This window comes from Hymenobacter sp. BRD128, from assembly GCF_013256625.1.
GTDB lineage: Bacteria > Bacteroidota > Bacteroidia > Cytophagales > Hymenobacteraceae > Hymenobacter.
Genome location: NZ_CP053908.1, coordinates 3,575,104 through 3,601,242 on the forward strand (window position 1 = coordinate 3,575,104; position 26,139 = coordinate 3,601,242).

The 26,139-nt window shown below is 62.6% G+C and carries 22 protein-coding genes; 11 read left to right on the forward strand and 11 right to left on the reverse strand.

The window, feature by feature from the left end:
- Positions 1 to 52: 52 nt before the first annotated feature.
- Positions 53 to 2,716: a DNA mismatch repair protein MutS gene (mutS, locus tag GKZ68_RS15810; protein WP_173118489.1), complete on the reverse strand. Its 2,664-nt coding sequence runs from the start codon at positions 2,714 to 2,716 to the stop codon at positions 53 to 55.
- 238 nt (positions 2,717 to 2,954) lie between these two features.
- On the opposite strand from mutS, the gene GKZ68_RS15815 reads away from it, so the two are divergent.
- From GKZ68_RS15815 to GKZ68_RS15825, 3 genes are all read left to right on the forward strand, one after another.
- On the forward strand, positions 2,955 to 3,491 hold the full coding sequence (locus GKZ68_RS15815) for an RNA methyltransferase (protein ID WP_173116451.1): 537 nt from the start codon (positions 2,955 to 2,957) through the stop codon (positions 3,489 to 3,491).
- A gap of 138 nt (positions 3,492 to 3,629) precedes the next feature.
- Positions 3,630 to 6,431: a M36 family metallopeptidase gene (locus GKZ68_RS15820; protein WP_173116453.1), complete on the forward strand. Its 2,802-nt coding sequence runs from the start codon at positions 3,630 to 3,632 to the stop codon at positions 6,429 to 6,431.
- 123 nt (positions 6,432 to 6,554) lie between these two features.
- Entirely contained in the window at positions 6,555 to 6,971 is a 417-nt protein-coding gene (locus GKZ68_RS15825; protein WP_173116455.1) for a hypothetical protein, read from the forward strand.
- Between the two features lie 65 nt (positions 6,972 to 7,036).
- Here GKZ68_RS15825 and GKZ68_RS15830 read toward each other — a convergent pair whose 3' ends face one another.
- Both GKZ68_RS15830 and GKZ68_RS15835 read right to left on the reverse strand, forming a co-directional pair.
- A complete protein-coding gene (locus GKZ68_RS15830; RefSeq protein WP_302051994.1) occupies positions 7,037 to 7,834 on the reverse strand; it encodes a TerC family protein in 798 nt (265 codons plus the stop codon).
- A gap of 109 nt (positions 7,835 to 7,943) precedes the next feature.
- On the reverse strand, positions 7,944 to 8,435 hold the full coding sequence (locus tag GKZ68_RS15835) for a YajQ family cyclic di-GMP-binding protein (RefSeq protein ID WP_173116457.1): 492 nt from the start codon (positions 8,433 to 8,435) through the stop codon (positions 7,944 to 7,946).
- Positions 8,436 to 8,588: 153 nt separating this feature from the next.
- On the opposite strand from GKZ68_RS15835, the gene GKZ68_RS15840 reads away from it, so the two are divergent.
- Positions 8,589 to 9,041, forward strand: coding sequence for a PaaI family thioesterase (locus GKZ68_RS15840; protein WP_173116459.1), 453 nt, complete (start codon positions 8,589 to 8,591; stop codon positions 9,039 to 9,041).
- 76 nt (positions 9,042 to 9,117) lie between these two features.
- On the opposite strand, the gene GKZ68_RS15845 is transcribed toward GKZ68_RS15840, so the two are convergent.
- The 3 genes from GKZ68_RS15845 to GKZ68_RS15855 form a co-directional block, all read right to left on the reverse strand.
- Positions 9,118 to 10,209 carry an NYN domain-containing protein gene (locus GKZ68_RS15845; RefSeq protein WP_173116461.1) on the reverse strand — a complete coding sequence of 364 codons (1,092 nt, stop codon included), beginning with the start codon at positions 10,207 to 10,209 and terminating at the stop codon, positions 9,118 to 9,120.
- A 232-nt stretch (positions 10,210 to 10,441) separates the two neighbouring features.
- On the reverse strand, positions 10,442 to 11,179 hold the full coding sequence (locus tag GKZ68_RS15850; protein ID WP_173116463.1) for a metal-dependent hydrolase: 738 nt from the start codon (positions 11,177 to 11,179) through the stop codon (positions 10,442 to 10,444).
- Positions 11,180 to 11,183: 4 nt separating this feature from the next.
- On the reverse strand, positions 11,184 to 11,408 hold the full coding sequence (locus tag GKZ68_RS15855) for a hypothetical protein (protein WP_173116465.1): 225 nt from the start codon (positions 11,406 to 11,408) through the stop codon (positions 11,184 to 11,186).
- Between the two features lie 138 nt (positions 11,409 to 11,546).
- On the opposite strand from GKZ68_RS15855, the gene mfd reads away from it, so the two are divergent.
- Positions 11,547 to 15,020 (forward strand): transcription-repair coupling factor, encoded by a 3,474-nt coding sequence (gene mfd / locus GKZ68_RS15860; protein WP_173116467.1) that lies wholly within the window; start codon positions 11,547 to 11,549, stop codon positions 15,018 to 15,020.
- A 68-nt stretch (positions 15,021 to 15,088) separates the two neighbouring features.
- Here mfd and GKZ68_RS15865 read toward each other — a convergent pair whose 3' ends face one another.
- The 3 genes from GKZ68_RS15865 to GKZ68_RS15875 form a co-directional block, all read right to left on the reverse strand.
- Entirely contained in the window at positions 15,089 to 16,462 is a 1,374-nt protein-coding gene (locus GKZ68_RS15865; protein WP_173116469.1) for a TonB-dependent receptor, read from the reverse strand.
- Positions 16,453 to 17,646, reverse strand: coding sequence for a hypothetical protein (locus GKZ68_RS15870; RefSeq protein ID WP_173116471.1), 1,194 nt, complete (start codon positions 17,644 to 17,646; stop codon positions 16,453 to 16,455). The genes GKZ68_RS15865 and GKZ68_RS15870 overlap by 10 nt, the downstream gene beginning before the upstream one ends.
- A 159-nt stretch (positions 17,647 to 17,805) precedes the next feature.
- The gene (locus GKZ68_RS15875; RefSeq protein WP_173116473.1) at positions 17,806 to 18,504 is read right to left on the reverse strand and encodes a DsbA family oxidoreductase; all 699 of its coding nucleotides are present in this window, start codon (positions 18,502 to 18,504) and stop codon (positions 17,806 to 17,808) included.
- A gap of 189 nt (positions 18,505 to 18,693) precedes the next feature.
- Here GKZ68_RS15875 and GKZ68_RS15880 point away from each other — a divergent pair, with 189 nt between their 5' ends.
- Entirely contained in the window at positions 18,694 to 19,686 is a 993-nt protein-coding gene (locus GKZ68_RS15880; protein ID WP_173116475.1) for an aldo/keto reductase, read from the forward strand.
- 20 nt (positions 19,687 to 19,706) lie between these two features.
- On the opposite strand, the gene GKZ68_RS15885 is transcribed toward GKZ68_RS15880, so the two are convergent.
- A complete protein-coding gene (locus tag GKZ68_RS15885; protein WP_173116477.1) occupies positions 19,707 to 20,717 on the reverse strand; it encodes an NAD(P)-dependent alcohol dehydrogenase in 1,011 nt (336 codons plus the stop codon).
- 197 nt (positions 20,718 to 20,914) lie between these two features.
- Between GKZ68_RS15885 and proB the strand changes: the two genes are divergently transcribed.
- The 3 genes from proB to GKZ68_RS15900 all read left to right on the forward strand — a co-directional run bounded on the left by proB (position 20,915) and on the right by GKZ68_RS15900 (position 23,798).
- Positions 20,915 to 22,000, forward strand: a complete 1,086-nt coding sequence (proB, locus tag GKZ68_RS15890) for a glutamate 5-kinase (RefSeq protein ID WP_173116479.1) — start codon at positions 20,915 to 20,917, stop codon at positions 21,998 to 22,000.
- Positions 22,001 to 22,032: 32 nt separating this feature from the next.
- Positions 22,033 to 23,286 (forward strand): glutamate-5-semialdehyde dehydrogenase, encoded by a 1,254-nt coding sequence (locus GKZ68_RS15895; RefSeq protein ID WP_173116481.1) that lies wholly within the window; start codon positions 22,033 to 22,035, stop codon positions 23,284 to 23,286.
- An 80-nt stretch (positions 23,287 to 23,366) separates the two neighbouring features.
- Positions 23,367 to 23,798: a YdeI/OmpD-associated family protein gene (locus GKZ68_RS15900; protein ID WP_173116483.1), complete on the forward strand. Its 432-nt coding sequence runs from the start codon at positions 23,367 to 23,369 to the stop codon at positions 23,796 to 23,798.
- Positions 23,799 to 23,802: 4 nt separating this feature from the next.
- Here GKZ68_RS15900 and GKZ68_RS15905 read toward each other — a convergent pair whose 3' ends face one another.
- The gene (locus GKZ68_RS15905; RefSeq protein ID WP_173116484.1) at positions 23,803 to 24,249 is read right to left on the reverse strand and encodes a DUF2141 domain-containing protein; all 447 of its coding nucleotides are present in this window, start codon (positions 24,247 to 24,249) and stop codon (positions 23,803 to 23,805) included.
- Positions 24,250 to 24,371: 122 nt separating this feature from the next.
- Here GKZ68_RS15905 and GKZ68_RS15910 point away from each other — a divergent pair, with 122 nt between their 5' ends.
- Both GKZ68_RS15910 and GKZ68_RS15915 read left to right on the forward strand, forming a co-directional pair.
- Positions 24,372 to 24,689, forward strand: coding sequence for a hypothetical protein (locus tag GKZ68_RS15910; RefSeq protein WP_173116486.1), 318 nt, complete (start codon positions 24,372 to 24,374; stop codon positions 24,687 to 24,689).
- The gene (locus GKZ68_RS15915; RefSeq protein ID WP_173116488.1) at positions 24,650 to 26,086 is read left to right on the forward strand and encodes an acyl-CoA synthetase; all 1,437 of its coding nucleotides are present in this window, start codon (positions 24,650 to 24,652) and stop codon (positions 26,084 to 26,086) included. The genes GKZ68_RS15910 and GKZ68_RS15915 overlap by 40 nt, the downstream gene beginning before the upstream one ends.
- Positions 26,087 to 26,139 lie beyond the last annotated feature (53 nt).

Sequence of the window (26,139 nt, forward strand, 5' to 3'; positions counted from 1 at the left end):
CGTTCTCATCGGATTCCTTATAACACCACCGGCCAGCCCCGAGTTCGGCAGCTTAAGAGCCGGCCAGCCCTTTCAACTCCTGCAATTTCAGCAGCGCCTCAATGGGCGTGAGCGTGTTGATATCCAGGCTAGCCAGCTGCTCGCGCAGGCGCTCCAGGGCCGGGTCGCCGGGCTCAAACATACTGAGCTGCACCTTGGGCGCCGAGGCTACGGCCGTGGTGGCGCGGGGCCGGGGCTGGCTAGCCTTGGGCTGCTCATCAAGGCCCGCCAGCATTTCGTCAAACTCGGTGGGCGCGCCCGGGTCCACGGCTTCGGCCAGGCCGGTTTGGGTGCGCTCCTGCTCAAGGTGGTGCATTATCTCGTTGGCGCGCAGCACCACGGCGGGCGGCATGCCGGCCATGCGCGCCACGTGAATACCGAACGAGTGCTCGGAACCGCCCGGCCGCAGCTTGCGCAAAAACAGCACCCGGCCATCGGCCTCCTGCACGGCCACGTGGTAGTTGCGCACCCGCGGGCAGTCGTCGGCCAGCTGGTTGAGCTCGTGGTAATGGGTGGCAAACAGCGTTTTAGCCCGTGCTTTGGGATTGTTGTGCAGGTGCTCCACAATGGCCCAGGCAATGCTGATGCCGTCGTAGGTGCTGGTGCCGCGCCCGATTTCGTCCATCAGCACCAGGCTGCGGTTCGAGAGATTATTCAGGATGCTGGCCGTTTCAGTCATCTCCACCATGAAGGTGCTTTCGCCCTTGCTCAGGTTGTCGCTAGCCCCCACGCGGGTAAAAATCTTGTCGATGATGCCGATGGTGGCCTCGTCGGCGGGCACAAACGAGCCAATCTGGGCCAGCAGCACAATGAGCGCCGTCTGGCGCAGCAGGGCCGACTTACCAGCCATATTCGGCCCGGTGATGACGACGATTTGTTGGTCGTCCTGGCTCAGGCACAGGTCGTTGGGGATGTAGCTTTCGCCGGGCGGCAGCTGCCGCTCAATCACCGGGTGGCGCCCGCCTTTGATATCCAGCGTCGGCCCGTCGTTCACGGTGGGCCTAGCGTAGCGGTACTGCCGCGCCGTGGCCGCAAACGAGGCCAGGCAATCGAGCACGCCAATGGCGCGGGCGTTCTGCTGCACCTGGCTCACGAAGTCGAGCGCCGCCAGCACAACTTCTTGGTAGATACGGCTTTCGATAACGAAGAGCTGCTCCTCGGCGTTGAGAATCTTCTCCTCGTAGGTCTTCAGCTCCTCGGTCACGTAGCGCTCGGCGTTCACCAGGGTTTGCTTGCGAATCCACTCGGCGGGCACCTTGTTTTTGTGGGCGTTGCTCACCTCAAGGTAGTAGCCAAACACCTTGTTATAAGCCACTTTCAAGGATGATATACCCGTGGCGGCCTGCTCGCGCTGCTGCATCTTGAGCAGAAAATCCTTGCCCGAGAAGGCTAGCCCGCGCAGCTCGTCCAGCTCGGCATCGACGCCATCCAGGACGACGTGGCCCTGGTTGGTGAGCAGCGGCGCGTCGGGCCGGATTTTCGTTTGAATTTCCTTGCGCAGCGAGGCGCAGGGATTGAGCTGGTCGGCCAGCTTTTCGAGGGCGCGCACGCCCGAGGCAGCCAGCTTTTCGCGCAGCGGCGCAATGCTTTCGAGGGCCCTAGCCAGCTGCAACAACTCGCGCGGATTCACGCGGCGCACGGCTACTTTCGAGATAAGGCGCTCTAAATCACTGATGGGGCGCAGGTTGGCCTGCACTTCTTCCAGCAGCTCGGGGTCGGCCACCAGGGCCGCCACGGTGTCGAGGCGGCGCTGAATCTGGCTGACTTCCTTCAAGGGCAGCACCACCCACTTGCGCAGCAGGCGGGCGCCCATCGGCGTCAGGGTTTGGTCCAAGATGTCGATGAGCGGCACGCCGCCGGGGTGCTGGGCCTGCACCAGCTCCAGGTTGCGCACCGTGAAGCGGTCGAGCCACACGTACTTATCTTCTTCGAGCCGCCCGAGGCTAGCCACGTGCTGAATGTCCGTGTGCTTGGTTTCGGCCAGGTAGTGCAGAATGCAGCCGGCCGCAATCACGCCTTCCTTCAGGTTATCGACCCCAAAGCCCTTGAGCGAGGTGGTGCGGAAGTGCCGCGTGAGGGTATCGTGGGCGTAGTCGGGGCCAAAAACCCACTCGTCGAGCGCGTAGGTGCAAAAATCGGGGCCAAAATAACCCTCAAAGTCGGCCCGGCTGCGCTTGCAAAACAGCACCTCGGCGGGCCGGAAGTTTTGCAGCAGCTTGCCCAGGTACTCGATGGTGCCCTGGGCGGCCAGAAACTCGCCGGTGCTGATGTCGAGAAACGAGATGCCACCCTCCGTTTTGCCGAAGTGCACGGCGGCCAGGTAGTTGTTTTGGCGGCGCTCCAGGGTATTGTCGTGCAGGCTCACGCCGGGCGTCACGAGTTCGGTTATCCCTCTCTTTACCAATCCCTTGGCCTGCTTGGGGTCTTCGAGCTGGTCGCAGATGGCCACGCGCTGGCCGGCGCGCACCAGCTTGGGCAGGTAGGTATCGAGGGCATGGTGCGGGAAGCCGGCCAGGGCCACCTCGCTGGCCGTGCCCGCGCCGCGCTTGGTGAGGGTGATGTCGAGGATGCGGGCGGCCGTGACGGCATCCTCGCCGAAGGTTTCATAAAAATCACCCACCCGAAACAGCAGCACCGCGCCGGGGTGCTCGGTCTTAAGCTGGTAGTACTGGCGCATGAGCGGCGTGTCGGCCACCGCAGCGGGCTTGATGTGGTCGGGCCCCAGCGACTTGATGGCAAACTTGGACTTGGCGGCGGGGGCAGGAGCGGTAGACAAGGCAGAAGCGCGAACTTTGGGGCTCGCCAGTTTTCAATCAGTAAATTAACGAAGCGTCTGTTAGTGCGAGCGCAGCGCGGCAATGACAGAGTAGGCTTTCAAAACCTTTTTCGCGAACGACAAAGTTCGCCCCACTTTGATGCGCAAACTCACGATGCAGGAGCTGAACCGCCTGCCGGTGGCCGATTTTAAGGCTACCGCCAAAAGCCCGGTAGTGCTGGTGCTCGACAATGTGCGCTCCTTGCACAACGTGGGCGCCGTGTTTCGCACCGCCGATGCCTTTGCGCTCGCCCACATCTACCTCTGCGGCGTTACGGGCCGGCCGCCGCACCGCGAAATAACCAAAACGGCCCTGGGCAGTACCGAATCGGTGGCCTGGACGCACACGGCCACTACCCTGGAGGCGGCGCAGCAGCTGGTGGCCGCCGGCTACCAGCTCGTAGCCGTGGAGCAAACGACCGGCTCGGTGCAGTTGCCACAGTTTCAGCCCCGCCCCGGCCGGCCGCTAGCCCTGGTGCTGGGCAACGAAGTATTTGGGGTTGATGATGAGGTGCTGGCCCTGTGCGAAGTGGCCATAGAGATACCCCAGCTCGGCACCAAGCACTCGCTCAATGTGAGCGTGGCGGCCGGCGTGGTGCTGTGGGACGTGCTGAGCAAGCTGGCAGTTTTTGGCTAATACCCGCCGGTACGGCCGGCCAAGAAAAATCTGGTATTAGGCTGTTTTTTCGGATGCTAGTTGGCAAGCGATTTAGGAAACTGGATTATCTTTGAAGCAGGCCACACGCGGCTTTTTTATTCTCCCATTTCCTTTTCTATGACGTTGTTTTCTACCCGCTTGGGCTACCGCACGCTGGCTCTTGCTGCGGCCCTGGCAGTACCTGGGCTGGCGAGCGCGCAGCAGGGCAGCCCGGCCGTAGTGGCCTTTGCGGCCAAAGCCAAGGCGCAGGGCCTGAGTGCCGGCGACGTGGCCAATGTACTCGTCACCAACTCGTATACCGATGCCAGCACCGGTATCACCCACACCTACCTGCAACAACGGGTCAATGGCTTGGTAGTGTTTAACGCCACCGGGGCCGTGCACACCGACCCGACGGGTAAAGTAGTATTTGCCGCGCAGGACTTTGTGGTGAACGCCACGGCCAAGGCGGCGCCGCCGACGCCCTCCCTCACGCCCGAGCAGGCCGTGGTAGCCGCTGCCGTGGGCCTGGGGCTGCCCCGGCCGGTAGGCCTGCGCACAATGGTAGAAGCCCGCGAGGCCGATGGCCTGGTGTTCAACAACGGCGGCATTTCGGATGAAAATATTCCGGTGCGCCTCCTATACACGCGCCAAGGCGACAAGCTGGTGCTGACGTGGAACGTCACCATCACTCAGCTCAACCGGCAGCACTCCTGGAATGCCCGCGTGGATGCCCAGACCGGTCGCCTGGTGGAGCACAACGACTACGTCGTAAGTGAGGCGGCTACCTTTAGCGAGGCCGTGCTGCGGCACCAAAGCCGGCAGTCGCGGGCGGCCTTCGGGCCAGCGGCGGCCCCGGCTAGCGTGCGCAGTATTTTGAGCCCCAGCGCTGCTGGTAGCCTCACGGTATACCCAGTGCCGCTCGAATCGCCCAACTCGGGCAGCCGGCAGGCAGTGCCGCTAGCCAGCGCCAACCCGACGTACTCGCCCTACGGCTGGCAGGTGAGCCTGGCGCCGAGCGGTACGTTTCCCGATTCTTACTCGCTCGCCTCCAGCGGCAAGTTTTTGACCCGGGGCAACAACGTAGCCGCCTACGACGACAACAGCAACACGGTAAGTGGCCCCGGCAACGCCAATTTTAAATCGCCTACCAGCTCGCCCGATGGAGGCCCCACGCTAAATTTCGATTTTCCCTTCGTGCAAACCGACGGGGCGCGGGCTAATCTGAGTGCTTCCATTACCAATTTATTCTACTGGAATAACATGGTGCACGACGTGATGATGGCGCACGGCTTTAATGAGGTAGCGGGTAATTTTCAATACAAGAATGCCACCGGCCTCGGCGCGGGCGGTGACCCGGTGCGCGCCGAAGCCCAGGATGGCAGTGGCCGCGACAATGCCAACTTCTCCATTACTCCCGATGGTACCAGCGGCACCATGCAGATGTATTTGTTTGACAACATCGCTGGTAATAAGCTAGTTATCACTGGCTCAAGCGCGGGAGCCGGTACTTATCGGTTTGTGTCCGTCGCTTATGGACCTAGCATTACTAAAAAGCCCTTTACCGGCAACCTGGTGCTGGTCAATGACGGCGTATCGGCCGATGGCGGTGACCACGCCTGTGCCTCGCCTTTTACCAACGCTGCCGCTGTAAGTGGCAATATTGCCTTTATTCAGCGCGGCGGCTGCCCGCAGCTTCAGCTCAATCCTAAAGCGACCAACAACTTTTCAGATAAAATACGGCGGGCGCAGGCCAACGGTGCCGTTGGCGTAGTGCTGTTTGACTCGGTAGCTAGCACCAGATACCTCTCCATCGGCAGTCCGGATACCGCGGGCATTCGCATTCCGTCCGTCTACATCACCGGGGCTGATGGGTTTAAGCTACGGTCAGTTTTGCAAAGCGGGGGCAGCCTGGCGGTGGCATCGGCTACGCCGGGCGCCGACTTCGATGGGGCCTTCGACAATGCGGTAGTAAGCCACGAGTATGGGCACGGGGTAACCAACCGCCTCACGGGCGGCCCCGCCAACGCCAACTGCCTGATTCAGACATATACTTCTAACGACAATACGCTCTACACGCAAGTGATGGGCGAAGGCTGGAGCGACTTTATCGGCCTGTGGATGACGACGCAGCCCGGCGATATCGGGAGTACGCCGCGCTACGTCGCCAGTTACCTGCTTGGTGGCACGGCGGCCACCGGGCCGGGCCTGCGCACGTATCCGTACTCTACTAATATCAGCGTTAACCCCTTGACCTACGGCCGGGTGGGCAGCAATGCTACCTACAGCGAAACGCACGGACTAGGGGAAATATGGGCGGAGACACTCTGGGAGCTGAACTGGCAGTTTATCAACCGCTATGGCTACAACGCCGATATGTTTGGCACCACCGGCGGCAACAACCAAATGCTTAAACTGGTACTTGATGGCTGCAAGATTCAGGTGTGCAACCCTGGCTTTCTGGACGGGCGCGACGCCCTGCTCCGGGCCGATACGCTTACCAACCGCGCGGCCAACGCCGACATTATCTGGAACGTGTTTGCCCGCCGTGGCATGGGCAACACCGCCGTACAGGGCGACCGCGTGAATGGCACTCCCCGCCTCACGGGCATCAAAGAAGCGTTTGACCTGCCGCCCAATGTAAAACCCATCACCCTGGCTACCCAAAACGGCGTAACGGTGAGCAACGCGCTCGAAGCCTTCCCCAACCCGGCCCAGGACCGCCTCACCGTGCGCACGCAGCTAGCCAGCACGGTGCCCATGCGCGTGGCCGTGCTCGACCTGCTGGGCAAAACGGTGCTTTCGACCACCGTGCCCACTGCCCAGATGCAGCACACCGGCGCTGAGCTGAACACCGGCGGCCTCGCCACTGGCCTCTACGTGGTGCGCGTCACGACCTCGGAAGGCACCTACACTACCAAGGTGACCATTCAACACTAGCGTTAATGAGAAATTTAGCATGAAGAATGCTCTGTTTTCTCATGCTAAATTTCTCCTTTTTCATTCCTTCATAAAAAGCCCAGCTTCGGCCGGGCTTTTTTTGGGCGCGTACTACACTGGCTTATGTCCGACTTCCCTACCCGCCCCGATGCGGCGCTGCTAGCCCTGCGCCCGGCCATTGCCGGCCAGCCGGCCGCCATTCCCACGCCCGGCACCGTGGCCGACTTTCAGCACCAGGTGCTGCGGCCGGTGCTCAAGTTGCAGCACGCCGTGCTACTGGCCACCGTGGCCGATTTTGCCCGCGACTACCGTCTGCCGCTAGCCCCCGCCGAGGCCACCCGCCTGCTCACCGAGCTGCTGGCGCGCAATGCCCGCCTGCGCGCCACCATTGCGGGGCTAGCCGTGGGCCTGCTCACCACGCCCGAATTGGCGTTCTTTCGCCAGCACCGGGCCGAACTCACGCGCCGCCTGCTCGACCTGGCCGGGCAGCGCGTGCTCAGCAGCCTGCCCGAGCTGTTGACGCAGCTGCCCCCCGCCTAAAAAAAGCGCGCCGCCCGGTGCCGGGCGGCGCGCTTTTTTTAGGCGGGGGGCAGCTGATTGGCTGCTTAATCGTTTGGCGAATCGCGCAGGTGCACCGGGCCGTTTTTGCTTTTGCGGCGCAGGCGCATGTTCAGCAGCTCTACTACCAGCGAGAAGGCCATGGCAAAGTACAGGTAGCCTTTTTCGACTTCCTTGTGGGCGGCCTCCATCACCAGCATAAAGCCAATCATGATGAGAAACGACAGCGCCAGCATCTTGATGGTCGGGTTGCGGTTCACGAAGTCGGCCACCGCGCCACTGAAGGCCAGCATAATGCCCATAGCGCAGATAACGGCCGCTATCATCACCAGCACATTGTCCACGAGGCCCACGGCCGTGAGGATAGAATCGAAGCTGAAAACAATGTCAATGACAATGATTTGCAAGATGATAGTCCCCAGCTTGGCGTGGGTTTTGGCCACGTTTTCGTCTTCTTCCTCGCCTTGCAGCTTGGTATGAATTTCGGTAGTGCTCTTATAAATCAGGAACAAGCCGCCCGCCATCAAGATAAGGTCGCGCCCACTCACGCCAAAGTCTTTAATCAGCGGCGGCAAGTTGATGGTAAACAGCGCCGCGCGCAGGCTCACAATCCAAGAGATGCTGAGCAGCAGCCCGATGCGAAACAACAGCGCCAGCAGCAGGCCAATGGTGCGGCCCCGAGTCTGCTCATTCGGGGCTAGCCGGTTGACGGTGATGGAGATAAAGATGATGTTGTCAATCCCCAGCACGATTTCCATCAGCGTGAGGGTGAGCAGGCTAACCCAGGTTTGCACCTGCGAGAAAGCCGCGAAGTGCTCAGGCGAAAAAGCAGCGAGTGGTGACAAAAAGGCTCCTAAAAAGGCAAACAAGTGAAGTAAGGGTGAAAAATACGGCAGCCGCGCCCAATGGCGCGGGCCCCGCTGGCCAGCCCGAATGCAAGCGCCGACGGGCCGGCTACGACTTCATATTCACAAATTGCAGCGGCTGGCCATTATCGGTGCGGCGCAGCAGGGCGATAACGGCCTGTAAGTCATCAATCTTCTTGGCCGACACGCGAATCTGGTCGTCCTGCATCTGGGCCTCAACCTTGATTTTGCTGTCCTTGATGTTTTTGATGATTTTGCGGCCCGCGTCTTTATCTACGCCCGCGCGCACCTTGATAGTTTTCTTCACGAGCGTACCGCTAGCCTGCTCTTCGGCCGTGAAGTCGAGGGCCGTGCCGTCGATGCCCTGCTTCACCACGCGCGTGAGCAGAATATCCTCCAACGCCTTGATACGCATAGAGTTTTCGGAGCTGAGCTGGATGGTATTGCCTTTTTTATCGAGCTCGATGCCGCCCTTGGTATCGCGCAGGTCGTAGCGCGTAGCCAATTCTTTCTTGGCGGTATTGATGGCGTTTTCCAGCGTTTGCGGGTCTACTTTGCTGACGATGTCGAAGGAAGGCATGGGTAAAAATACGTAACTGAAACCAGGCGGCGGGCCTAGCCAGGCCCGGGCAGTAAAGGTACGGATTGGCCGGAAGCGTGTTTTGCGCGCATCTTCGCCGCCCGGCCCGGCCCCGGCGGAGTTTCCGCCGGCTTCTACGCCTTTTTGCTTCGTATGCCTTCTCCCCCTACCGACTGGCCGGCCCTGGTGGCCCACTACAACCGCATCAATCGCTACGGCCAAGCCAATGGCATGACGCTCACGGTAGCCGAGCCGGGGCAGGCCGAGTACCGCATGGTTATTCAGGAAGCCCATCTCTCGTCGCCGGGCACGGCGCACGGCGGCGTGCTGGCCGGGCTTATGGATGCCGTGCTGGGGGCGGCAGCGCTCACGCTAGCCTACACGGCTGGCGACCTGGTATCGACGGTCGAATTCAAAATTAACTACCTGCGCCCCGTGCACCTCGGCGACGATCTGCGCGCCGTGGCTAGGGTCGAGCACACCGGCAAGTCGATTATCGTGGCCAGCGGCACCATCTACCGCCAGGCCGACGATGCCGCCGACCCCGCCGTGGCCCAGGGCCTGGGCACCTTCAACCGCTACCCGGTGGCCAAAAAGCAGCTGTAACCCGGCACGAAAAAGCCCCGCTGCTACCCGGCAGCGGGGCTTTTACAACTAATTAGCTTAGCTAGCCAGGGCCTGCTTACAGCACGGCGCCCATTGAGTGCGCCACAGTAGTTGGCTCGTAATCGCCGTCTTCGTCGCCCGTCATGGCGGGGGCGGCTACTTTGCGCACGTTGCGGGCGCAGTCCTCGTCGCGGTGGTTGCGGCCCACCGTGAACTCGACCCAGTCGCCTTCGCGCAGGTCATTGAAGTCGCCTTCCGACAAATCGGCGTAGCTAAAAAACAGATTGTTAGGCGGCATCACCACGAAGCCAAAGCCGTTTTTCAGGTTTTTGATGGTGCTGATGCCGATGGTGCCAACCGGGCCGGCGGCCGTGGGGCCGGTGGGGCGCACGGCGCGGCTGGCGGCCGTGGCTGCACTAGCGGCGGCAGCGGCCGGCGCGTAGCTCTGGCCGTTGGTGGCGTGGCCATTAGTAGCGGCCGGGGCGGGCATGGTGGCAAACGCGGCGGGCTCGCTCTGCGTCACAAACATGTTCTCTACTACCTCATCCTGCTCCTGCAAGCCACGGTCGATAACGGCGTGCATGGCCACCGGGTAGGTAGCCTGCTCCAGCAGGTGCTGCGAGGCGCGCGTCACGCGGGTTTCGCCCTTAAAGTCTTCGTACTTAAAGTCCCAGTTGAGCAGCATCACGCGGGTGCCCACGGTGTTGAGCTTGCGAATGAGCGGCACGTAGTCGGAGTCGCCGGCGATGAGCACCACTACATCAAGAGTTTTGTGCAGCGCCATTTCGAGGGCTTCGAGGCTCAGCCACACGTCGATACCCTTTTCCTGGAGGCGGCCGTCGCGGGTTTTGAGGGGCATGTAGTGCGTGCACACGCCCAGGTTCATCAGAATATCGTCGAGCAGGCGGTCGTGGAAGAGGCGGTCCTTATCACGGGCTTCGGTGGCCGAGAGGCGGCCCCGAAAAAAATGGGAGGTTGTAATCTGCGCGAGGCGCACATCTACGTCTTCTTCTTCGGCTACCTGGTGGCGGATAAATTCGTGCAGGCCTTCGAGGCTAATGCGGGCCTTGCGCTCATGCTGGAAATAGTAATAATCACTAATCTTAAGAAAATAATTGCCGTCGTAGAAAACGCCGACCCGGATGAGCGGACTATTCATCTGGTTCATAAAATACAGAACGTTGGTGGGGGTAAAAATTTGTGAATGGGGTAGCAGTTGGAATAAAGCCCGCCGGCTAACGGCACTGCGGGCTGACACAGTAAGAATAAGCGACTTACGGGGCACACAGGTCTAGGTGAGCTGTGCTGTTATACTATACACCAGGATATTTTTCCGCCACCGTGCCACTCGCTCAACTGCGAAGCTAAGACACGACCGGTACATACACAAGTAATTCATTTTAAAACCCAATGCGCCCGATAGCCAGCCCCAGCACCAGCAGGCCATAGCCCAGGCAGATGGCAGCTTCTAGGATATTCCCGGTTTTGGAGCCAGTGCTGAGCAGCGGTATTTTGAAGCAGATGCCCACGGGCCGCAGCCACTGTACCCCCGATTTGGTGAGGGTGTCGGCCAGCAGGTGCGAAGCGTAGCCGGCCCCGGCATACTGCGCAATGCCGCGCCAGCCCAGCGCGTGGTCGGCCAGGTAGCCAATGTAGGTCCAGAGCGCGGTAGCCCAAAGGGTGTGCGTCCAGGTGCGGTGGGCCGTGAAGGGGGCCACCGCGATAAACGTGCCCAGCAGGCTCAGCCACAAGTACTGCGCATACAGGCCCGCCAGCACCGTGGCTAGCCCCGTAAAAAGCAATGCCAGCCGGCGGGCCGAGCCGCCCTGCAAGGCCACGCCCAGCAGCCCGAAGGCCAGGGCCGCCGTGTAGGTGAGGCGCTGGTCGGGGCCGGGCCGCAGCTGCCAATAGGCGTAGGCCGCCAGCCCCAGCGCCGCTAGCCCAAAAGCCCAGCGCACGTAGCCGTAAGTGAAGCCCAACCGGTGGCTGAGCTTGCTCTCGGGGTGGTCGAGGTCGGGGGCGAGGGCCGAAAAGCCCGCCAGGGCAATGCCGGCGGGTGAGAATGGAATACCCTTGACGAGGCTAGCCACAGCTACGCCCGTAATGAGGCCGATGGCCAGGTGTGCAGAACCGCGCAACTACTTACTGCTGGGGAGCTTCTAAATTATTAAGGTGGCGGGCGTGGTGGCGCAGCTGGTCGTCGTGCTCGAGCAGGTGGTCGGTATTCTCGCGATTTTCTTCGCGCGTGGCTTGCATCTGGGATTCCAGGCGGTCAATGCGGCCATTGATTCCCTGTAATTCGGAACGTACTTCGTGCGTCTCCATTGTCAATGCGGCCACTACTTCGGGCAGGTCACGCGGATTCATAAAATAACGTACTAAAAATCTTGGCCCAAGTTACGGCGGAAACTTTCGGAGGCTAGCCACGGTATTGTCTGAGCGCCTCGCCCGACCGGAATTTTGCCCGGCCGGGCTGCCTGCTTTTAGCCCACCAAGTCAAATTTTGTGCAAGTAGCTGATTTTCTTCGCCTTTACCGCCTCGACGCCGAGCTGCAAACCCTGAGCGCCCGCCTGCTGGCTGCCTACAAGCCCGCCGAGCCCAGCCGCCCGGCCGACGACGCGGCCCGCGGCGGTGAGCTGCGCGTGCACCTACGGGGCCTGGTAGGTTCGCAGGATGCCGTGGTGGCCGCCGCCAGCGCCCACCACGCGCATCCCAACGTGTTTGTGCTGCACGACAAGGACGAAGCGGCGCTCTTCATGGCCGACCTGCGCCACCTGCTGCCCGACGGGCCGGAGGCGCTGCTGTTTCCGAGCTCCTACAAGCGGCCCTACGAGTTTGACGAAACCGAAAACGCCAACGTGCTGATGCGCGCCGAGGTGCTTAACCAGCTCAATGCCAGCCGGCAGGCTAGCGTGGCGGCGCTGGGGAAGGCCCCGCTCATCGTAACGTACCCGGAGGCGCTGAGCGAGAAGGTTATCAACCGCCAGAGCCTGGTGCAGAATACCTTCTCGGCTAAGGTGGGCGATAAGCTGGACGTGAATTTTTTGGGCGAGCTGCTCGGGCAGTATGACTTCGAAAAGGCTGATTTTGTGTACGAAGCGGGGCAATACGCCGTGCGTGGCGGCATCGTGGACGTGTTCAGCTACGCTAATGAGCTGCCCTATCGCCTCGAACTATTTGGCGATGAGATAGAAAGCATCCGCACGTTTAACCCCGAAACGCAGCTTTCGGTGGAGCCGCGCACCTCGGTGAGCATTATTCCGAACGTGCAAACTAAGCTATTGCAGGAACGGCGCGAGTCGTTTCTGGAGTTTTTGCCGCGCACCAGCTGCCTGTGGGTCAAGGATGTGCGCCAGACGCTGGACGTGGTGACGGAACTGTTCGACAAGGCCGAAAGCAACTTTAAGCGCGTGCTGGACGAGGCTGGCGGAATGCAAATCGTGTCAAAGCCCAGCGACTTGTTTGAGAATGGCAAGAGCCTGAGAAAGTGCTTCGACGAGTTTGCCATTATTGAGTTTGGCAAGCGTTTTTACTTTAAGAATGCGCAGGAATTTCAGTTTGCGGCCAAGCCGCAGCCGAGTTTTAACAAGGATTTTGAGCGCCTGCTGAAGAACATCCGGGAAAATAAGGTGCGTGATTTCACCACCATTATCGCGGCCGACTCGGTGCGGCAGGCCGACCGCCTGCGCACGATTTTCGATGAGCTGGACCCGAATGTGCAGTTTCAGCACCTACTCATTGCCCTGCGCGAGGGCTTTATTGATGAGCAGCTGGGGCTAGCCGTGTACACTGACCACCAGTTGTTTGAGCGCTACTACCGGGCGCAGGAAACGCGCAAGTTCTCGAAGAAAAAGGCGCTCACTTTGCGCGAGCTCAAGACCCTGCAGCCCGGCGACTACGTGACGCACCAGGACTACGGCATTGCGCGCTTCGCGGGCCTGACGCAGGTGGAGATAAACGGGCACGTGCAGGAGGCTATCCGGCTGGTTTACCGGGATGATGACGTGCTGACGGTGAGCATTCACGCGCTGCACAAGATTGCGAAGTACAGCGGGGCGGAAGGCTCGCCGCCTACCATGAGCAAGCTCGGCTCGCCGGAGTGGGAGAACAAGAAGAAGTCAGTTAAGAAAAAGGTGAAGGACATTGCGGCCGACCTTATCCGGCTGTATGCCAAGCGCAAGACGGCGCCGGGCTTTGCTTTTTCGAAGGATGACTTTTTACAGGCCGAACTGGAGTCGAGCTTCATTTACGAGGACACGCCCGACCAGGCCAAGGCCACCGAGGACGTGAAGCAGGACATGCAGCAGCCCCACCCAATGGACCGGCTCGTGTGCGGCGACGTGGGCTTTGGCAAGACGGAAATCGCCATTCGGGCGGCCTTTAAGGCGGCGGCTAATGGCAAGCAAGTGGCGGTGCTGGTGCCGACTACGATTTTGGCGATGCAGCACTACAAGACCTTCCGCGACCGGCTAGCCAACTTCCCGGTGACGGTGGAGTACATCAACCGCTTCAAGACGCCCAAGCAGGTGAAGGAAACGATGGAGCGCGTGGCGGCGGGCCGCACTGATATTCTAATCGGCACGCACGCGCTGACCAATAAAAGGCTGCAATTCAAGGATTTGGGGCTGCTTATTATTGACGAGGAGCAGAAGTTTGGCGTCAAGACCAAGGACAAGCTCAAGGAAATTAAGGTGAACGTGGACACGCTCACGCTTTCGGCCACGCCGATACCACGCACCTTGCACTTTTCCTTGATGGGTGCCCGCGATTTGAGCGTGATTGCCACGCCGCCACCCAACCGGCAGCCGGTGCAAACCGAGCTACACGTGTTTGACGAAACCCTGGTGCGCGATGCCATTGCGCGCGAGCTGAAGCGCGGCGGGCAGGCGTTTTTCGTGCACAACCGCATCAGCGACATCGTGGAGATGGCGGCCATGATAGTGCGCCTCGTGCCCAACGCCCGCGTGACCGTAGCCCACGGCCAGATGGAAGGCGACGAGCTGGAAAAGCGCATGATGAAGTTTGTGGAAGGCGAGTACGACGTGCTGGTTTCGACCAACATCATTGAGAGCGGGCTGGATATTCCGAATGCTAACACCATCATTATCAACCGGGCGCACCTCACCGGCCTCTCCGACCTGCACCAGATGCGCGGCCGCGTGGGCCGCTCGAACCGCAAGGCCTACTGCTACCTGCTGACGCCGCCGGTGGCTAACCTGCCGGCCGATGCCCGCAAGCGCCTCAACACGCTGGAAGAGTTTTCGGACCTGGGGGCGGGCTTCAACGTGGCCATGCGCGACCTCGACATCCGGGGCGCGGGCAATTTGCTGGGCGGCGAGCAGTCGGGCTTTATCAACGACCTCGGCTACGAAGCTTACCACCAGGTGCTCGATGAGGCGGTGCAGGAATTGAAGGAAACTGAGTTTCGGGACCTGTTTTTGGGTGAGGGCACGGCCGGCACCAGCCAGCAGCGCCTGCAACTGGCGGCCGGCGCGCTCAACGCGCCCAAGGAAACCCAGATTGAAACCGACCTGCCGGTGCTCATCCCGGACACCTACGTCAACAATGTATCGGAGCGCCTGCAGCTCTACGCCAAGCTCGACCGGACGCAGAAGCCGGAGGAGCTAGCCAAGCTAGTGGCCAGCATGACCGACCGCTTCGGGCCGCTGCCCGAGCAGGTGCAGCAGCTCGTGGACATCGTGAAGCTGCGCTGGCAGGCTAGCCGCCTGGGCTTCGACAAGCTGACCCTGAAGCGTGAAACGCTGCGCGCCTACGTGCCCGCCGGGGCCGGGCACGAGGCATACTTCCAAGGCGAGCAGTTTGGGCAGATTCTGAATTTCGTGCAGACGCACCCGCGCACGGCCCGCATGAAAGACCAGAAGGATAAGCTGCAAGTCACCATCGACGGCATCAAGAACGTGGGCATGGCTCAGCGCCTGCTCGTGGAGCTAGGGGCCGCCGAGATGGTGCTGGCGTAAGCAACTGATGCATAGAAAAGCGGGCTTCGGTAGTGATGGCTACCGAAGCCCGCTTTTTGCAGGTCTAGCTAGCGCGATTTGGGCGCTACGTAGATGGTGGCTTTGCCCTGGCTAGGGTCGCCGGCCAGGCTGACGCCTTCGGTGGCAATCTGGAAATTACCGCCGCCGTCGGCCGTATAAAACAGAAACTCACCCTGGCCCTTGAGGTCGGTGCTGAAGGTGGGGTCCCAGTAGAGGGTGAGGCGGCGCGGGTCGGAGGCGGGGGCATTCAGGACGGGCGCGCCGTAGCGCGGCTGGTAAAACTCCCGGGCCTGGTAGTAGCCGGGCAGCTTTATTACCAAGAGGCCGGGGCTAGGACCTTTATCTGCGCCCTTGTAGTTCTTGTCGCCGCGCTTGGTATACACGGCAATAACCCCGCCGTTGGAGCCGGCACCGAAAATGGCGGCTTCGGGCCCTTTAAAGACTTCTACGCTTTCCACCTGATTGGCGGGGATGGAGCTGATGGCATCGTCATCGACCTTCATGCCATCCAAGATGAAGATGGGTGAGCCGGACCCGCGAATCTGCACGTTCATGTTGGGCGGCGAGCCCGATATGGTGAGGCCCGCCACGCGGCCCTGTAGCACCTGAAAAATACTCAGGCCCGACTGCGCCGAAAGGTTATTAGCGAAGTCGATGACAGTGTTAGCCACCGCGCCGTAGAGGCGGCGGGTATCGTCGCGGGCTACGAGCTCTTTTTTGCCGGTCACGGCCACATTGCCGAGCTGCACGGTGCGCGCCACGTAAGCATCAGGATTATTCTGGCGCTCCTGCACCTGCTGCTGGCGGCTGCGGCGCAGGTAGTCGGCCACGCCGGGCGGCGCGGCGGCCAGGGGTGGTAGCGGCGGCAGAGGCGCCCCGAAGGTAGGCGGCCCCAGGTCGGGCCGAATCATGACATTGCTGCCGCCCGTCTGGCGCCGCGCCTGCAAGGTTATCACGGCCGTGTCGCGGCCCGGAAAGCCCGTGAAGTTGAAGCGCCCATCGGGCCCGGTAGTAGCCGTGAGTACGCTGCGCGCAGGCTTGCTTTGGATAAAGGTAAGCTGGCTATTGGCAATGCCCTGCTGGCCCATGCCGGTGACCCGGCCAGAGAGGCTCAACGATTGCTCGGCGGGGTAGGTAATGGGTGGCGGCGTGGGCCCCAGCACCTGTTTCCACACGTAGCGGCGCCAGCCCTGGGTGAGCAGCAGGTTGTCGAGGGCCTGGGCGGTTTCGGGGTTGGTGTTCTGGAAGTAGTACGCCGGATTTTCGACGTAGCCGGCCAGGTCGGAGGTCAGCAATAGATTGGTGGCCACGTTGCCGGCCTCGGGGTCGAGGCTAGCCGCGCCCGCCTCGGCCACGGCCACCGAGAGGTGCGTAGCTACCGGCTGGCCACCAGCATCCTGCACCTGCACTTTCACGTGCACGGGGTCGTGGGGGCATAGGCGGCGCGGTCGGGCGTGAGCACCACGCGCAAAGCGGGCTGCCCCCGCAGCACGAAGGCTAGCCGCTCGGCCTGCGGCGTGCTTTGCGCATCAAACAGCGTAAAGTGCAGAATGCCATTGGGGTAGCGCGCCTTGGCCACCTTCCAGGTCACGGGCGCACCGTCGTCGGTGATGGGGCGCGGCACCAGGCCAATGAGAAAGCCGCGCACCTCGGTAAGCAGCATTACCGGGCCGGGTACCGGGGCGCCGGGCGTGCCCCGGTAGCGCGCCTCCACGGTGTAGCTGTCGCCGGCATCGGCCACGTGCAGCGCGTAGCCGGTGGGCTGCACGGCGGGCAGCGGGTAGTCGGCGCTGGTGCCGTCGGGCAGCTTCACGCGGGCGTGGTAGCGCTGGCCGGCGGCGGGCGTAAAGCTGAGCCGCCCCATGCCCGCGTGCGGCGTGGCAAACACCGCCACCACGGGCTGGCCTTTCTCATCCAGCACCTGGCCGCTTACCACGGCCCCGCGCCCGCTGGCCGCCTGCGCCTTGATGCCCACCGTAGCTGGCAGGCCCGCCACCAGGGCGCCTCCTTCGGGGAAGAACTGCACATCGACCTTGCCGGCGGGCAGCACGCTGGATTTTACGGCGGCCTTGGTAGCGGGGCCGGCGTCAGCCCCAACGGCGGCGGTCTGGTCGGGCGAGGCGGGCCACACTTGCAGGCGCCGCTCATACACGTAGTTGGGGCCGGCATTGAGCATCCAGCTGGTGTAGGCGCGCAGCAGATAAGTGCCGGCCAGCAGGCTGTCGTTCAGCTCGATATCGCCGGCGGCACGGCCGCCCACCAGGCGCAGCGTGCGGCGCACTACCACCCGGCGCTCGGGCGAGAGCAAATCGACGTGCAGCACCTTGCTCAGCGTATCGGGCCGGTGGCGCAGGGCATCGACCACGTAGGCGCTGAACCAGATGGTTTCGCCGGTGCCGTAGGCAGGGCGGTCGAGGTGCAGGTAGGTTTTTTCGGGCACCGTGGCGGCATAGTAGGCGCTCAGCTTCTCGGCAATAACGCGGATGGGATTGTCGTCGGCCGGCCGGCGGAAGGCCATCAGGGCCGACGCGCCCACCACCAGCGGCACCAGCCACGTGCGCAATCGCTTGATTGCGCGCGGGTTGGCCATAATTTTATCTTTCATAGTAAACAGCAAAAGCAGCGCTAGCCCGGCGCACCTACAAGCCTACGCCGGGCGGGGTGGCGAAAGTATGAAGCAATAGCCTAGCCAGCCGCTTGCGCACTAAAAAGCCCCGGCACTGGGGCACCGGGGCTTGCGGCAATCTGCCTGAAAATCGGTTACTTAGTCGCAGCCCTCGGGGCCGCAGGCGGGGCCGTCGGCCAGCACGGTGGGCTGGGCTTTGGGGTGGGCCTCGGCCCACACGGTACCGAGCACTTCGGCAAATACTTCGCTGGGCTGGGCGCCCGACACGGCGTATTTATCGTCGAAGACGAAGAAGGGCACGCCGCGCACGCCGATTTGCTGGGCCTCGTACTCGTCGCGGCGCACCTCGTTGGCGTAGGTGCCAGCCAGCAGGGCCTGGCGGGCCGCGTCGGCATCGAGGCTGATTTCGGCGGCCAGGCTAGCCAGGGTATCGAGCGAGTTCAGGTCCTGGCCTTCGAGGTAGTAGGCCGCGAAGAGGCGCTCTTTCATCTCGCCCTGCTGGCCGTGGTGGGCCGCAAAGTGGATGAGCTGGTGGGCCAGAAAGGTATTGGCCGGAATGGTTTTGTCGAAGTCGTAGGCCAGGCCTACTTCTTTGGCAATCTGCGTCATCTGGTCGCCCATGCGGCGGCCTTCAGCTTCGGATACGCCTTTTTTCTTGGCTAGCGAGGCGTGGATGCTCTCGCCGGGCACGGGCACGAAGTCGGGCGTGAGCTGGAAGCTTTTCCACTCAATCTGCACGTCGTCGCGGTGGGCAAACTCGCCCAGGGCGTTCTCAAACTTGCGCTTGCCGACGTAGCAGAACGGGCATACCACGTCGGACCAGATTTCAACTTTCATAGGACTAGCGGGCTAGGTAATAATCGGAACAGCACGAAGCGGCCAGGGCCACTAAATGTTTAGTTGCTCAGCTGCTTACCCCCGGTGGGCGGCCCGCGTTCGGCCCGGCGGGGCTAGCCGGGCCGTAACCTTCGGCGGGCCGGCGGGGTTAGCACAAACGACTTTTCAAGCATTCGCTTTTCTTAACTTATGGACTATCAGAAATTAGGCTCGTCCGACGTCCGCGTTTCGCGCATCACTTTTGGCAGCTGGGCGGCCGGCGGCTGGATGTGGGGCGGCACCGAGCAAAATGACGCCGTGGGCGCCATTCACGCCGCCCATGACCTCGGGGTGACCAGCATTGACACGGCCCCGGTCTACGGCATGGGCCTGAGCGAGCAGATTGTGGGCGAGGCCATCAAGAGCCTGCCGCGCGACAAGGTGCAGATTTTGACCAAGTTCGGCATGCGCTGGGACCAGCCCAAGGGCGACTTCGCCATGAAAACCAAGGACAACCAAGGCCGCGACCTCGATGTGTATAAGTACGCCAGCCGCGACAGCATCATCAAGGAATGCGAGGAAAGCCTCAAGCGCCTGGGCACCGACTACATCGACCTTTACCAGCAGCACTGGCCCGACGTGACTACACCCATTGCCGAAACGATGGAGGCCGTGCAGCGCCTCATCGAGCAAGGCAAGGTGCGGGCCGCCGGCGTGAGCAACTACTCGGTGGCCCAGCTGGAGGAAGCTGAGAAGACGCTGACCCTAGCCAGCAACCAGGTGCCGTACAGCATGTTGCGCCGCGACATTGAGAAAGACGTGGTGCCCTACGCGCAGCAGCACAACCAAGCCATCTTGGTCTACAGCCCCTTGCAGCTAGGTCTGCTGACCGGCAAAATGAAGCCCGGCCAGCATTTCGACGCCAGCGACCTGCGCAGCACCAACCGCCTCTTCAAGCCCGAGGCAGTGACGAAGGTCAATGAGTTTCTGAACAAAATTCGGCCCCTGGCCGAAACCAAAAACGCCACCCTGGGCCAGCTCGTGCTGCGCTGGACGCTGGCGCAGCCCGGCATCACGGTGGTGCTGGTGGGCGCCCGCAACCCCGAACAGGCCGTGCAAAACGCCCGCGCGATGGACGTGCAGCTGAGCTTCGAGGAGGTCGATTTTATCAATAAACAGCTGGCTAGCCTGCAATTGGGCTAGCCAGCTGCCTCCCCCGTTGGCTAGCCCACGCGTACCACAATCTTGCCGAAGTGCGCGCCGCTGCCCATGTGGGCCAGTGCATCGGGCACTTTATCAAACGCAAACACCTCGCTGATAACGGGCTTTACTTGGTTGCTATCGAAGGCTTTAAGGAGGTCGGCCAGCATCTGGGTGCTGCCTACGTAGATGCCTTGCAGGCGCTGCGTGAGCAGCGGCACCATGCGCAGGTTGGGCGCCTCGTCGCTAGGCGACACCTGGCCAATCTGAAACACCGTGCCGCCCGGCTTGAGGGCGCGCAGCGAGCGGGCCATCTGGCCGGCCACTTCGAGCACGTAGGTGGCGCCTTCGCCCTGGGTTAGCTCGCGCACTTTGTCTTCCCAGTTGGGCGTGGTTTTGTAGTTGATGCCGTGGTCGGCCCCGAGGGCTTTTGCCTGGGCTAGCTTCTCATCCGAGCTGGAGGTGATAATCACTTGGGCACCAAAGAGCTTGGCGATTTGGAGGCCGAAGATGGAGACGCCGCCCGTGCCTTGCAGCAGCACCGTGTCGCCGGGCCGCAGCCGGGCCTGCTCGACCAGCGAGTGCCAAGCCGTGACGCCCGCGCAGGGAAAGGCCGCGGCTTCCTCAAACGAGAACGAGTCGGGCACTTTCACCACCGCGCTTTCGGGGAAGGCCACGTACTCGGCCAGCACGCCATCGGTGCTGCCGCCCAGCGAGCGGTGCACCTTGACAGCCGTGAAGGCGCCGTCGGCCCAATCGGGAAAGAAGTTGACGGCCACGCGGTCGCCGACCTGAAACCGGGTAACGCCCGCACCCACCGCCGTCACCACGCCGGCCGCGTCGCTGAACGGAATCATGGGTAACTTCTCGCCGGGGTAGCCAAACCAGCCGTTGGCCAACGCCCAGTCGCGGTAGTTGAGCGATACGGCTTTAACTTGAATTTTCACCTCGTAGTCGCGGGCGGTGGGCTCGTCAAAATCGCCCAGCTTGAAGTTGGCGAGGCTTTTGGGTTCGTGCAGTTTATACGCTTTCATGATAACCAGAAAGGGGCCAGGCGGCCCCGTGTGAGAACCGTAGCAACAAGCGGAACCCCGGAAGGTCTAGCCCGGCGGGCAAAATCAGTCGCTAGCCCCGACCCGGCTTGCGTAGTGCCGGGCCGGCGGCCAGCTTGTGCGCTGCCGCGCCAAGTTGCCCGCCGGCGGTAGTTTTGGTCTTCTCCCCCGTTGCCGCCATGCCCCTGCCCTACCGCCGCCTCGTCGTCAAAATCGGTTCCAACGTGCTCGCCCAGCCCAACGGCCTGCCCGACGAGGACCGCATGGCCCAGCTGGTGGCCCAGGTAGTGGGCCTCAAAAGCCAGGGCTGCGAAATCATTCTGGTATCGTCGGGGGCGGTGGCGGCGGGGCGCAGCCTCATCACGCTGCCGCCCAAGGCCGATGCCGTGCGCAGCCGCCAGCTGCTGGCCGCCGTGGGTCAGGTAAAGCTGCTGAGCCTCTACGCCGCGCTGCTGGCCCCGCACGGCCTGCTGGGCGCCCAGGTGCTGGTAACCAAGGAGGATTTCCGCGACCGCCAGCACTACCTCAACATGCGCAACTGCTTTCAGGAATTGCTCCAGCAGAACGTCATTCCCATTGTCAATGAGAACGATGTGATTTCGGTAACCGAGCTGATGTTTACCGACAACGACGAGCTGGCCGGCCTGGTGGCGAGCATGCTCAATGCCGACGCGCTCCTCATTCTGAGCAACGTGGATGGTATTTTCGACGGCGACCCTGGCCGGCCGGGCGCGCAGGTTATCCGCCGCATCGCGCCGCACGACACCAGCTTTGCCGAGTTCGTGCAGGCCACGCGCTCGCAGTTTGGGCGCGGCGGCATGCTCACCAAGTGCTCCATTGCCCACAAGGTGGCCGGGCTGGGCATCAGCGTGCACATCGCCAATGGCAAAACGCCGGACATTCTGCCTAATATCTTGAATGAAAGCGCTGTCAACACTTGGTTTCAACCCAGCAAAAAGGCCTCGGGCACCAAGAAGTGGCTGGCCCACGCCCAGGCCGCCCAGGCCACCGTGCACGTAAACGCCGGCGCCCGCGCCGCCCTGCTAGCCCCCGCCAAGGCCACCAGCCTGCTGCCGGTGGGCGCGACGCGCATCGACGGCGATTTTCAGAAAGGTGACCTCATCCGGCTCGTCGATGAAGCCGGCCACCCGCTGGGCCTGGGCCTGGCCGAGTACGGCGCCGACAAGGCCCGCGAGCGCCTGGGCCAGCACGGCCAGCGCCCGCTGGTGCACTACGATTATCTGTTTTTAACTACTGAAAGCTAAGCAATTGCCTAGCAGCGCCAGCGCCTGTTTTTATGACTGCCTACTCCGACTTCTTTCGCGCGGCCCAGCAGGCTAGCCGTGCACTGGCTACGGTGCCGCCCGCCACTACCGATGCCGCGTTGCGCGACCTGGCCGATGCCTTACTCGCCCACACCGACTTCGTGCTGGCCGAAAATACCCGGGACCTGGCCCGTATGCCCGCCGCCGACCCGCGCCACGACCGCCTGCGCCTCACGCCCGAGCGCCTGGCTAGCATGGCCCAGGACCTGCGCAACGTGGCCGCGCTGCCTTCGCCGCTCGGCACCGTCATCAGCAAGAAAGAATTGCCTAATGGCTTGCAGCTAAAGAAAATACGCGTGCCGCTAGGGGTGGTGGGCATCATCTACGAGGCGCGGCCCAACGTGACGTTTGACAGCCTGGCGCTGTGCCTGAAAACCGGCAACGCCTGCCTGCTGAAAGGCGGCTCCGATGCCGCCGCCTCCAATGCCGCGCTTATCGAGGTGGCCGGGCCAGTGCTGCTGCGCCACGGCCTGCCGCTGGGCGCCGCCACGCTGCTACCACCCGAGCGCGCCGCCACCGAGGCGCTGCTGCAAGCGGTGGGCCTGGTAGATGTGGTTATTCCCAGGGGCAGCCAGGGACTGATTGACTATGTGCGCCAGAATGCGCGCGTGCCTGTTATCGAAACCGGGGCTGGCGTGGTGCACACGTATTTTGACGAAACCGGCGACCTGGTTAAGGGCGCGGCCATCATCGCCAATGCTAAAACGCGCCGCGTGAGCGTATGCAATGCGCTCGACTGCCTGTTAATCAATACTAAGCGCCGGGCTGATTTACCAGCTTTAGTGGCGCCGCTCGCCTCGGCACGGGTGCAGCTTTTTGCCGACGCGCCGGCCCATGCGGCCTTAGCCGGCCACTACCCGGCCGCGCTGCTGGCCGAGGCGAGCGAGGCGCACTTTGGCACTGAGTTTTTGGATTATAAGCTGGCCATTAAAACGGTGGCCAGCCTCGGCGCGGCCCTCGACCACATTGCTGCGCACGGCTCGCGCCACAGTGAGGCCATTATTTCGGAAGATGCGGCGCACATCGACACCTTTTTGCAAGTGGTTGACGCGGCCGCCGTGTACGCCAATGCGTCTACGGCCTTCACCGACGGCGCGCAGTTTGGGCTCGGGGCCGAAATCGGCATCAGCACCCAGAAGCTGCACGCGCGCGGCCCGATGGGCCTGGAGGAGCTGACGAGCTACAAGTGGCTGGTGCGCGGCACCGGGCAGGTGCGGGCGGGCTAGCTGCTCGCTTCACCAGGCTAATCTACTGTTATTATGAACGTTACTTTCCGCGCCATACTCGAAGCTGGGGGCCCAGCTTCATGCCTACCCAGATTGTGCAGGTACCCGGCCACGCCTGGCAGGCGGTAGGCGGCAAGGCCACGAAGCGCGTTATTGCCACGCTCAACGGCCACCCCGAGCGGTTGGGCCTGCTGCCGCAGGAAGGTGGCGGGCGCTACCTCATGCTGCGCAAAACCCTGTGCCAGCGGCTAGGCTTGGCCATCGGCCAGGCGTTGGAAATAAGCCTGGCACCCGACCCCAACCCCGACTACGTGGCCCTGCCCGACGAGCTAGCCGAGGCCCTGGCCGCCTGGCCCGAGGCCGAAGTGGCTTTTCAGGCCCACACCGGGGCCATGCGCCGGGCGATGGCGCGCAAGGTGGCCGATGCCAAACGCCCCGATACCCGCGCCCGCTACGCCGTGGAGCTAGCCGAGCGGCTGGCGCAGGGCGGCCATCCGTTTCGGGCTAGCTAGTGCTTTAATTCCAACTAGTTATAGTTACTACTTTGCCGGGGCCACTCACCATAAACTTGCACTCTTCAAACTTGGGGGCGGCGAAGCGGGGGCGCACGTTGTTGGAGAACGCGTAGGGCTCGGTTGGGATACCCAGAAAATTCTTGTCGAGCTTGTCGTTATTGTTGGTATCCTGGGTCAGGGCCACGGCCCACTCGCCGGGCGTCAGCTCCACGGGCACCGATATTTCGGTTTTGCCTTCCGGCTTCACCACTACCCGAAATGCCTGCTGGTCTTTTTGCAGGAATTTGTCGGCGGCGTTGTAAAAGTTCAGCTTCACCACCGACTGCGTCGAGGCCAGCGCCGACACGACGACGGTCACGGTTTCGGTGGCCTTGGCGGGCGGCGGCGGGGGCGCGGCGCCCAGCGAAAAGCCGCTCAGTACTAGCGCGGCCAATGGCAAAGTCTTCATGGGGAGGCGCTAACGGGCGGCTGGTTGCTCCGTAAACTTACGGCCGGCCGCAAATCGTTCCTAGCCTCCCCGCGCCGGCCGGTGGCTACCTTGCGCGCTCCCGCTCTTCGCTACTCCACCGTATGCAACGCTACTTTCAAGAATTTCAGCGTATTGCCGAGGCCGGCACTTACCATGAGCTAGCCGCCCGGCCGGTGCCCAAGCCCGAATACTTTAACTGGACCACTGAAATTCTGGAAGGCCTGCACGTGGCCACCCATCCCGACAAGCCCGCCCTGGTGCTGGCCGGTGATGCGGGCCGGCGCACCATTACCTATGCCGAGCTGGCGGGCCAGGCCAACCAGCTCGGCATAGGTAATGGTGCGCCGCCGAGGTGCTGCCCCAGCAGGCCGTGCTACTCATGGTGCCGGTGTGCGCCGAGCTGTGGGCCACCTACGTAGCCGGCATCAAGGGCGGGCAACTACTGATTCCGGCGGCTAGTATTCTCACGGTGAAGGACCTGGAGTACCGCTTCGGCCGGCTGCTGCCCGCCGTGGTGATTGCCGACCTGGAAAACGCCGCCAAAATTGACGCCGCCGAGCAGGCCCTGGGCCAGCCCATCCGGCTCAAGATGCTGGTGGGTGGCCCCAGCGCCCAGCGCCCCGGCTGGGTCGGTTTTGAGGGGCTAGCCGAGCTGCCCACCGACGCCGAAGCCACCACCACCCGCGCCGACGACCCGCTGTTTTTGTTTTTCACTTCGGGCACCACGGGCCTGCCTAAGGTGGTGACGCACACGCACTTTTCATACCCCGTGGGCCACCTCAGCACCGCGGCCTGGATTGGGCTGCGCCCCGCCGACCGGCACTGCAACATCGCGCAGGCCGGCTGGGCCAAATTTGCCTGGAGCAGCTTTTTTGCGCCCCTCAGCGTGGGCGCGACGCTGGTAGCCTACCAGGGCAGCGGCCGCTTTGCGGCCGAACCACTGCTGGCGGCCCTGGCTCGAGAACGGGTCACGACATTTTGCGCGCCGCCCACGGTGCTGCGGCTGCTGGTACTCGAAGACCTGGCGGCCCACGACTTCAGCTTTCGCGAGTGCGTGAGCGCCGGCGAACCGCTTAATCCCGAAGTGATTGAGGCCTTGCAGCGCGGCACCGGCCAGCTCATTCGCGACGGCTACGGGCAGTCGGAAAGCACCTGCATGGTCTACAACCTGCCCGGCGATGCCGTGCGCCTGGGCAGCATGGGCCGGCCGTCGTTTATGTACGACATTGAAATCGCGGATGACGAAGGCACTAGCCTACCCGACCTGGCCGAAGGTCACATCACGGTGCGCACCGATACCGGCCGGCCCAACGGCTTATTTACCGGCTACTTCGGCGAGCCCGAGCGGGCGGCCAGCGTGTTTCGCCACGGCCTGTACTACACCGGCGACAAGGCCTACCGCGACCCCGACGGCTACCTCTGGTTTGTGGGCCGCGACGACGACGTAATAAAGTCGAGCGACTACCGCGTGGGGCCGTTTGAGGTGGAGAGTGTGCTCGTCGAGCACCCGGCCGTGGTCGAGGCCGCCGTGGTGGGTTCGCCCCACCCAATTAAGGGCCATGAAATCAAGGCCTTCGTTATCCTTAGGCCCGGCACCGGGGCTAGCCCCGCGCTGGCCCGAGCGCTTTTTGCCTATAGCCGCGCCCAGCTTTCGCCCTATAAAATGCCGCGCATCCTGGAGTTTGTTGAAGAACTACCCAAGACTATCAGCGGCAAAATCCGCCGCGTGGAGCTGCGCGCCCGCGAAGCCCAGCAGCGGCGCGGGCCGGCCGGCGAGGCGGAGTTTTTTTACGAGAAGGAGCGTGAAGGAGCCTAACTACCCGAAACGCAAAGCACGCCGCTAGCCTGTTGGCCAGCGGCGCGCCCAGG

What these genes read in the sequence shown, in the direction of transcription:
- GKZ68_RS15905 (WP_173116484.1), bottom strand. Translation starts at nt 24,249, where the DNA reads ATGAAGACTTTGCCATTGGCCGCGCTAGTACTGAGCGGCTTTTCGCTG.
- proB (WP_173116479.1), top strand. Translation starts at nt 20,915, where the DNA reads ATGCCCCTGCCCTACCGCCGCCTCGTCGTCAAAATCGGTTCCAACGTG.
- GKZ68_RS15825 (WP_173116455.1), top strand. Translation starts at nt 6,555, where the DNA reads ATGTCCGACTTCCCTACCCGCCCCGATGCGGCGCTGCTAGCCCTGCGC.
- GKZ68_RS15910 (WP_173116486.1), top strand. Translation starts at nt 24,372, where the DNA reads ATGCAACGCTACTTTCAAGAATTTCAGCGTATTGCCGAGGCCGGCACT.
- GKZ68_RS15915 (WP_173116488.1), top strand. Translation starts at nt 24,650, where the DNA reads ATGGTGCCGGTGTGCGCCGAGCTGTGGGCCACCTACGTAGCCGGCATC.
- GKZ68_RS15820 (WP_173116453.1), top strand. Translation starts at nt 3,630, where the DNA reads ATGACGTTGTTTTCTACCCGCTTGGGCTACCGCACGCTGGCTCTTGCT.
- GKZ68_RS15835 (WP_173116457.1), bottom strand. Translation starts at nt 8,435, where the DNA reads ATGCCTTCCTTCGACATCGTCAGCAAAGTAGACCCGCAAACGCTGGAA.
- GKZ68_RS15875 (WP_173116473.1), bottom strand. Translation starts at nt 18,504, where the DNA reads ATGAAAGTTGAAATCTGGTCCGACGTGGTATGCCCGTTCTGCTACGTC.
- GKZ68_RS15845 (WP_173116461.1), bottom strand. Translation starts at nt 10,209, where the DNA reads ATGAACCAGATGAATAGTCCGCTCATCCGGGTCGGCGTTTTCTACGAC.
- GKZ68_RS15815 (WP_173116451.1), top strand. Translation starts at nt 2,955, where the DNA reads ATGCGCAAACTCACGATGCAGGAGCTGAACCGCCTGCCGGTGGCCGAT.
- GKZ68_RS15885 (WP_173116477.1), bottom strand. Translation starts at nt 20,717, where the DNA reads ATGAAAGCGTATAAACTGCACGAACCCAAAAGCCTCGCCAACTTCAAG.
- GKZ68_RS15840 (WP_173116459.1), top strand. Translation starts at nt 8,589, where the DNA reads ATGCCTTCTCCCCCTACCGACTGGCCGGCCCTGGTGGCCCACTACAAC.
- GKZ68_RS15855 (WP_173116465.1), bottom strand. Translation starts at nt 11,408, where the DNA reads ATGAATCCGCGTGACCTGCCCGAAGTAGTGGCCGCATTGACAATGGAG.
- GKZ68_RS15895 (WP_173116481.1), top strand. Translation starts at nt 22,033, where the DNA reads ATGACTGCCTACTCCGACTTCTTTCGCGCGGCCCAGCAGGCTAGCCGT.
- mutS (WP_173118489.1), bottom strand. Translation starts at nt 2,716, where the DNA reads ATGCGCCAGTACTACCAGCTTAAGACCGAGCACCCCGGCGCGGTGCTG.
- GKZ68_RS15880 (WP_173116475.1), top strand. Translation starts at nt 18,694, where the DNA reads ATGGACTATCAGAAATTAGGCTCGTCCGACGTCCGCGTTTCGCGCATC.
- GKZ68_RS15900 (WP_173116483.1), top strand. Translation starts at nt 23,367, where the DNA reads ATGCCTACCCAGATTGTGCAGGTACCCGGCCACGCCTGGCAGGCGGTA.
- GKZ68_RS15870 (WP_173116471.1), bottom strand. Translation starts at nt 17,646, where the DNA reads ATGAAAGATAAAATTATGGCCAACCCGCGCGCAATCAAGCGATTGCGC.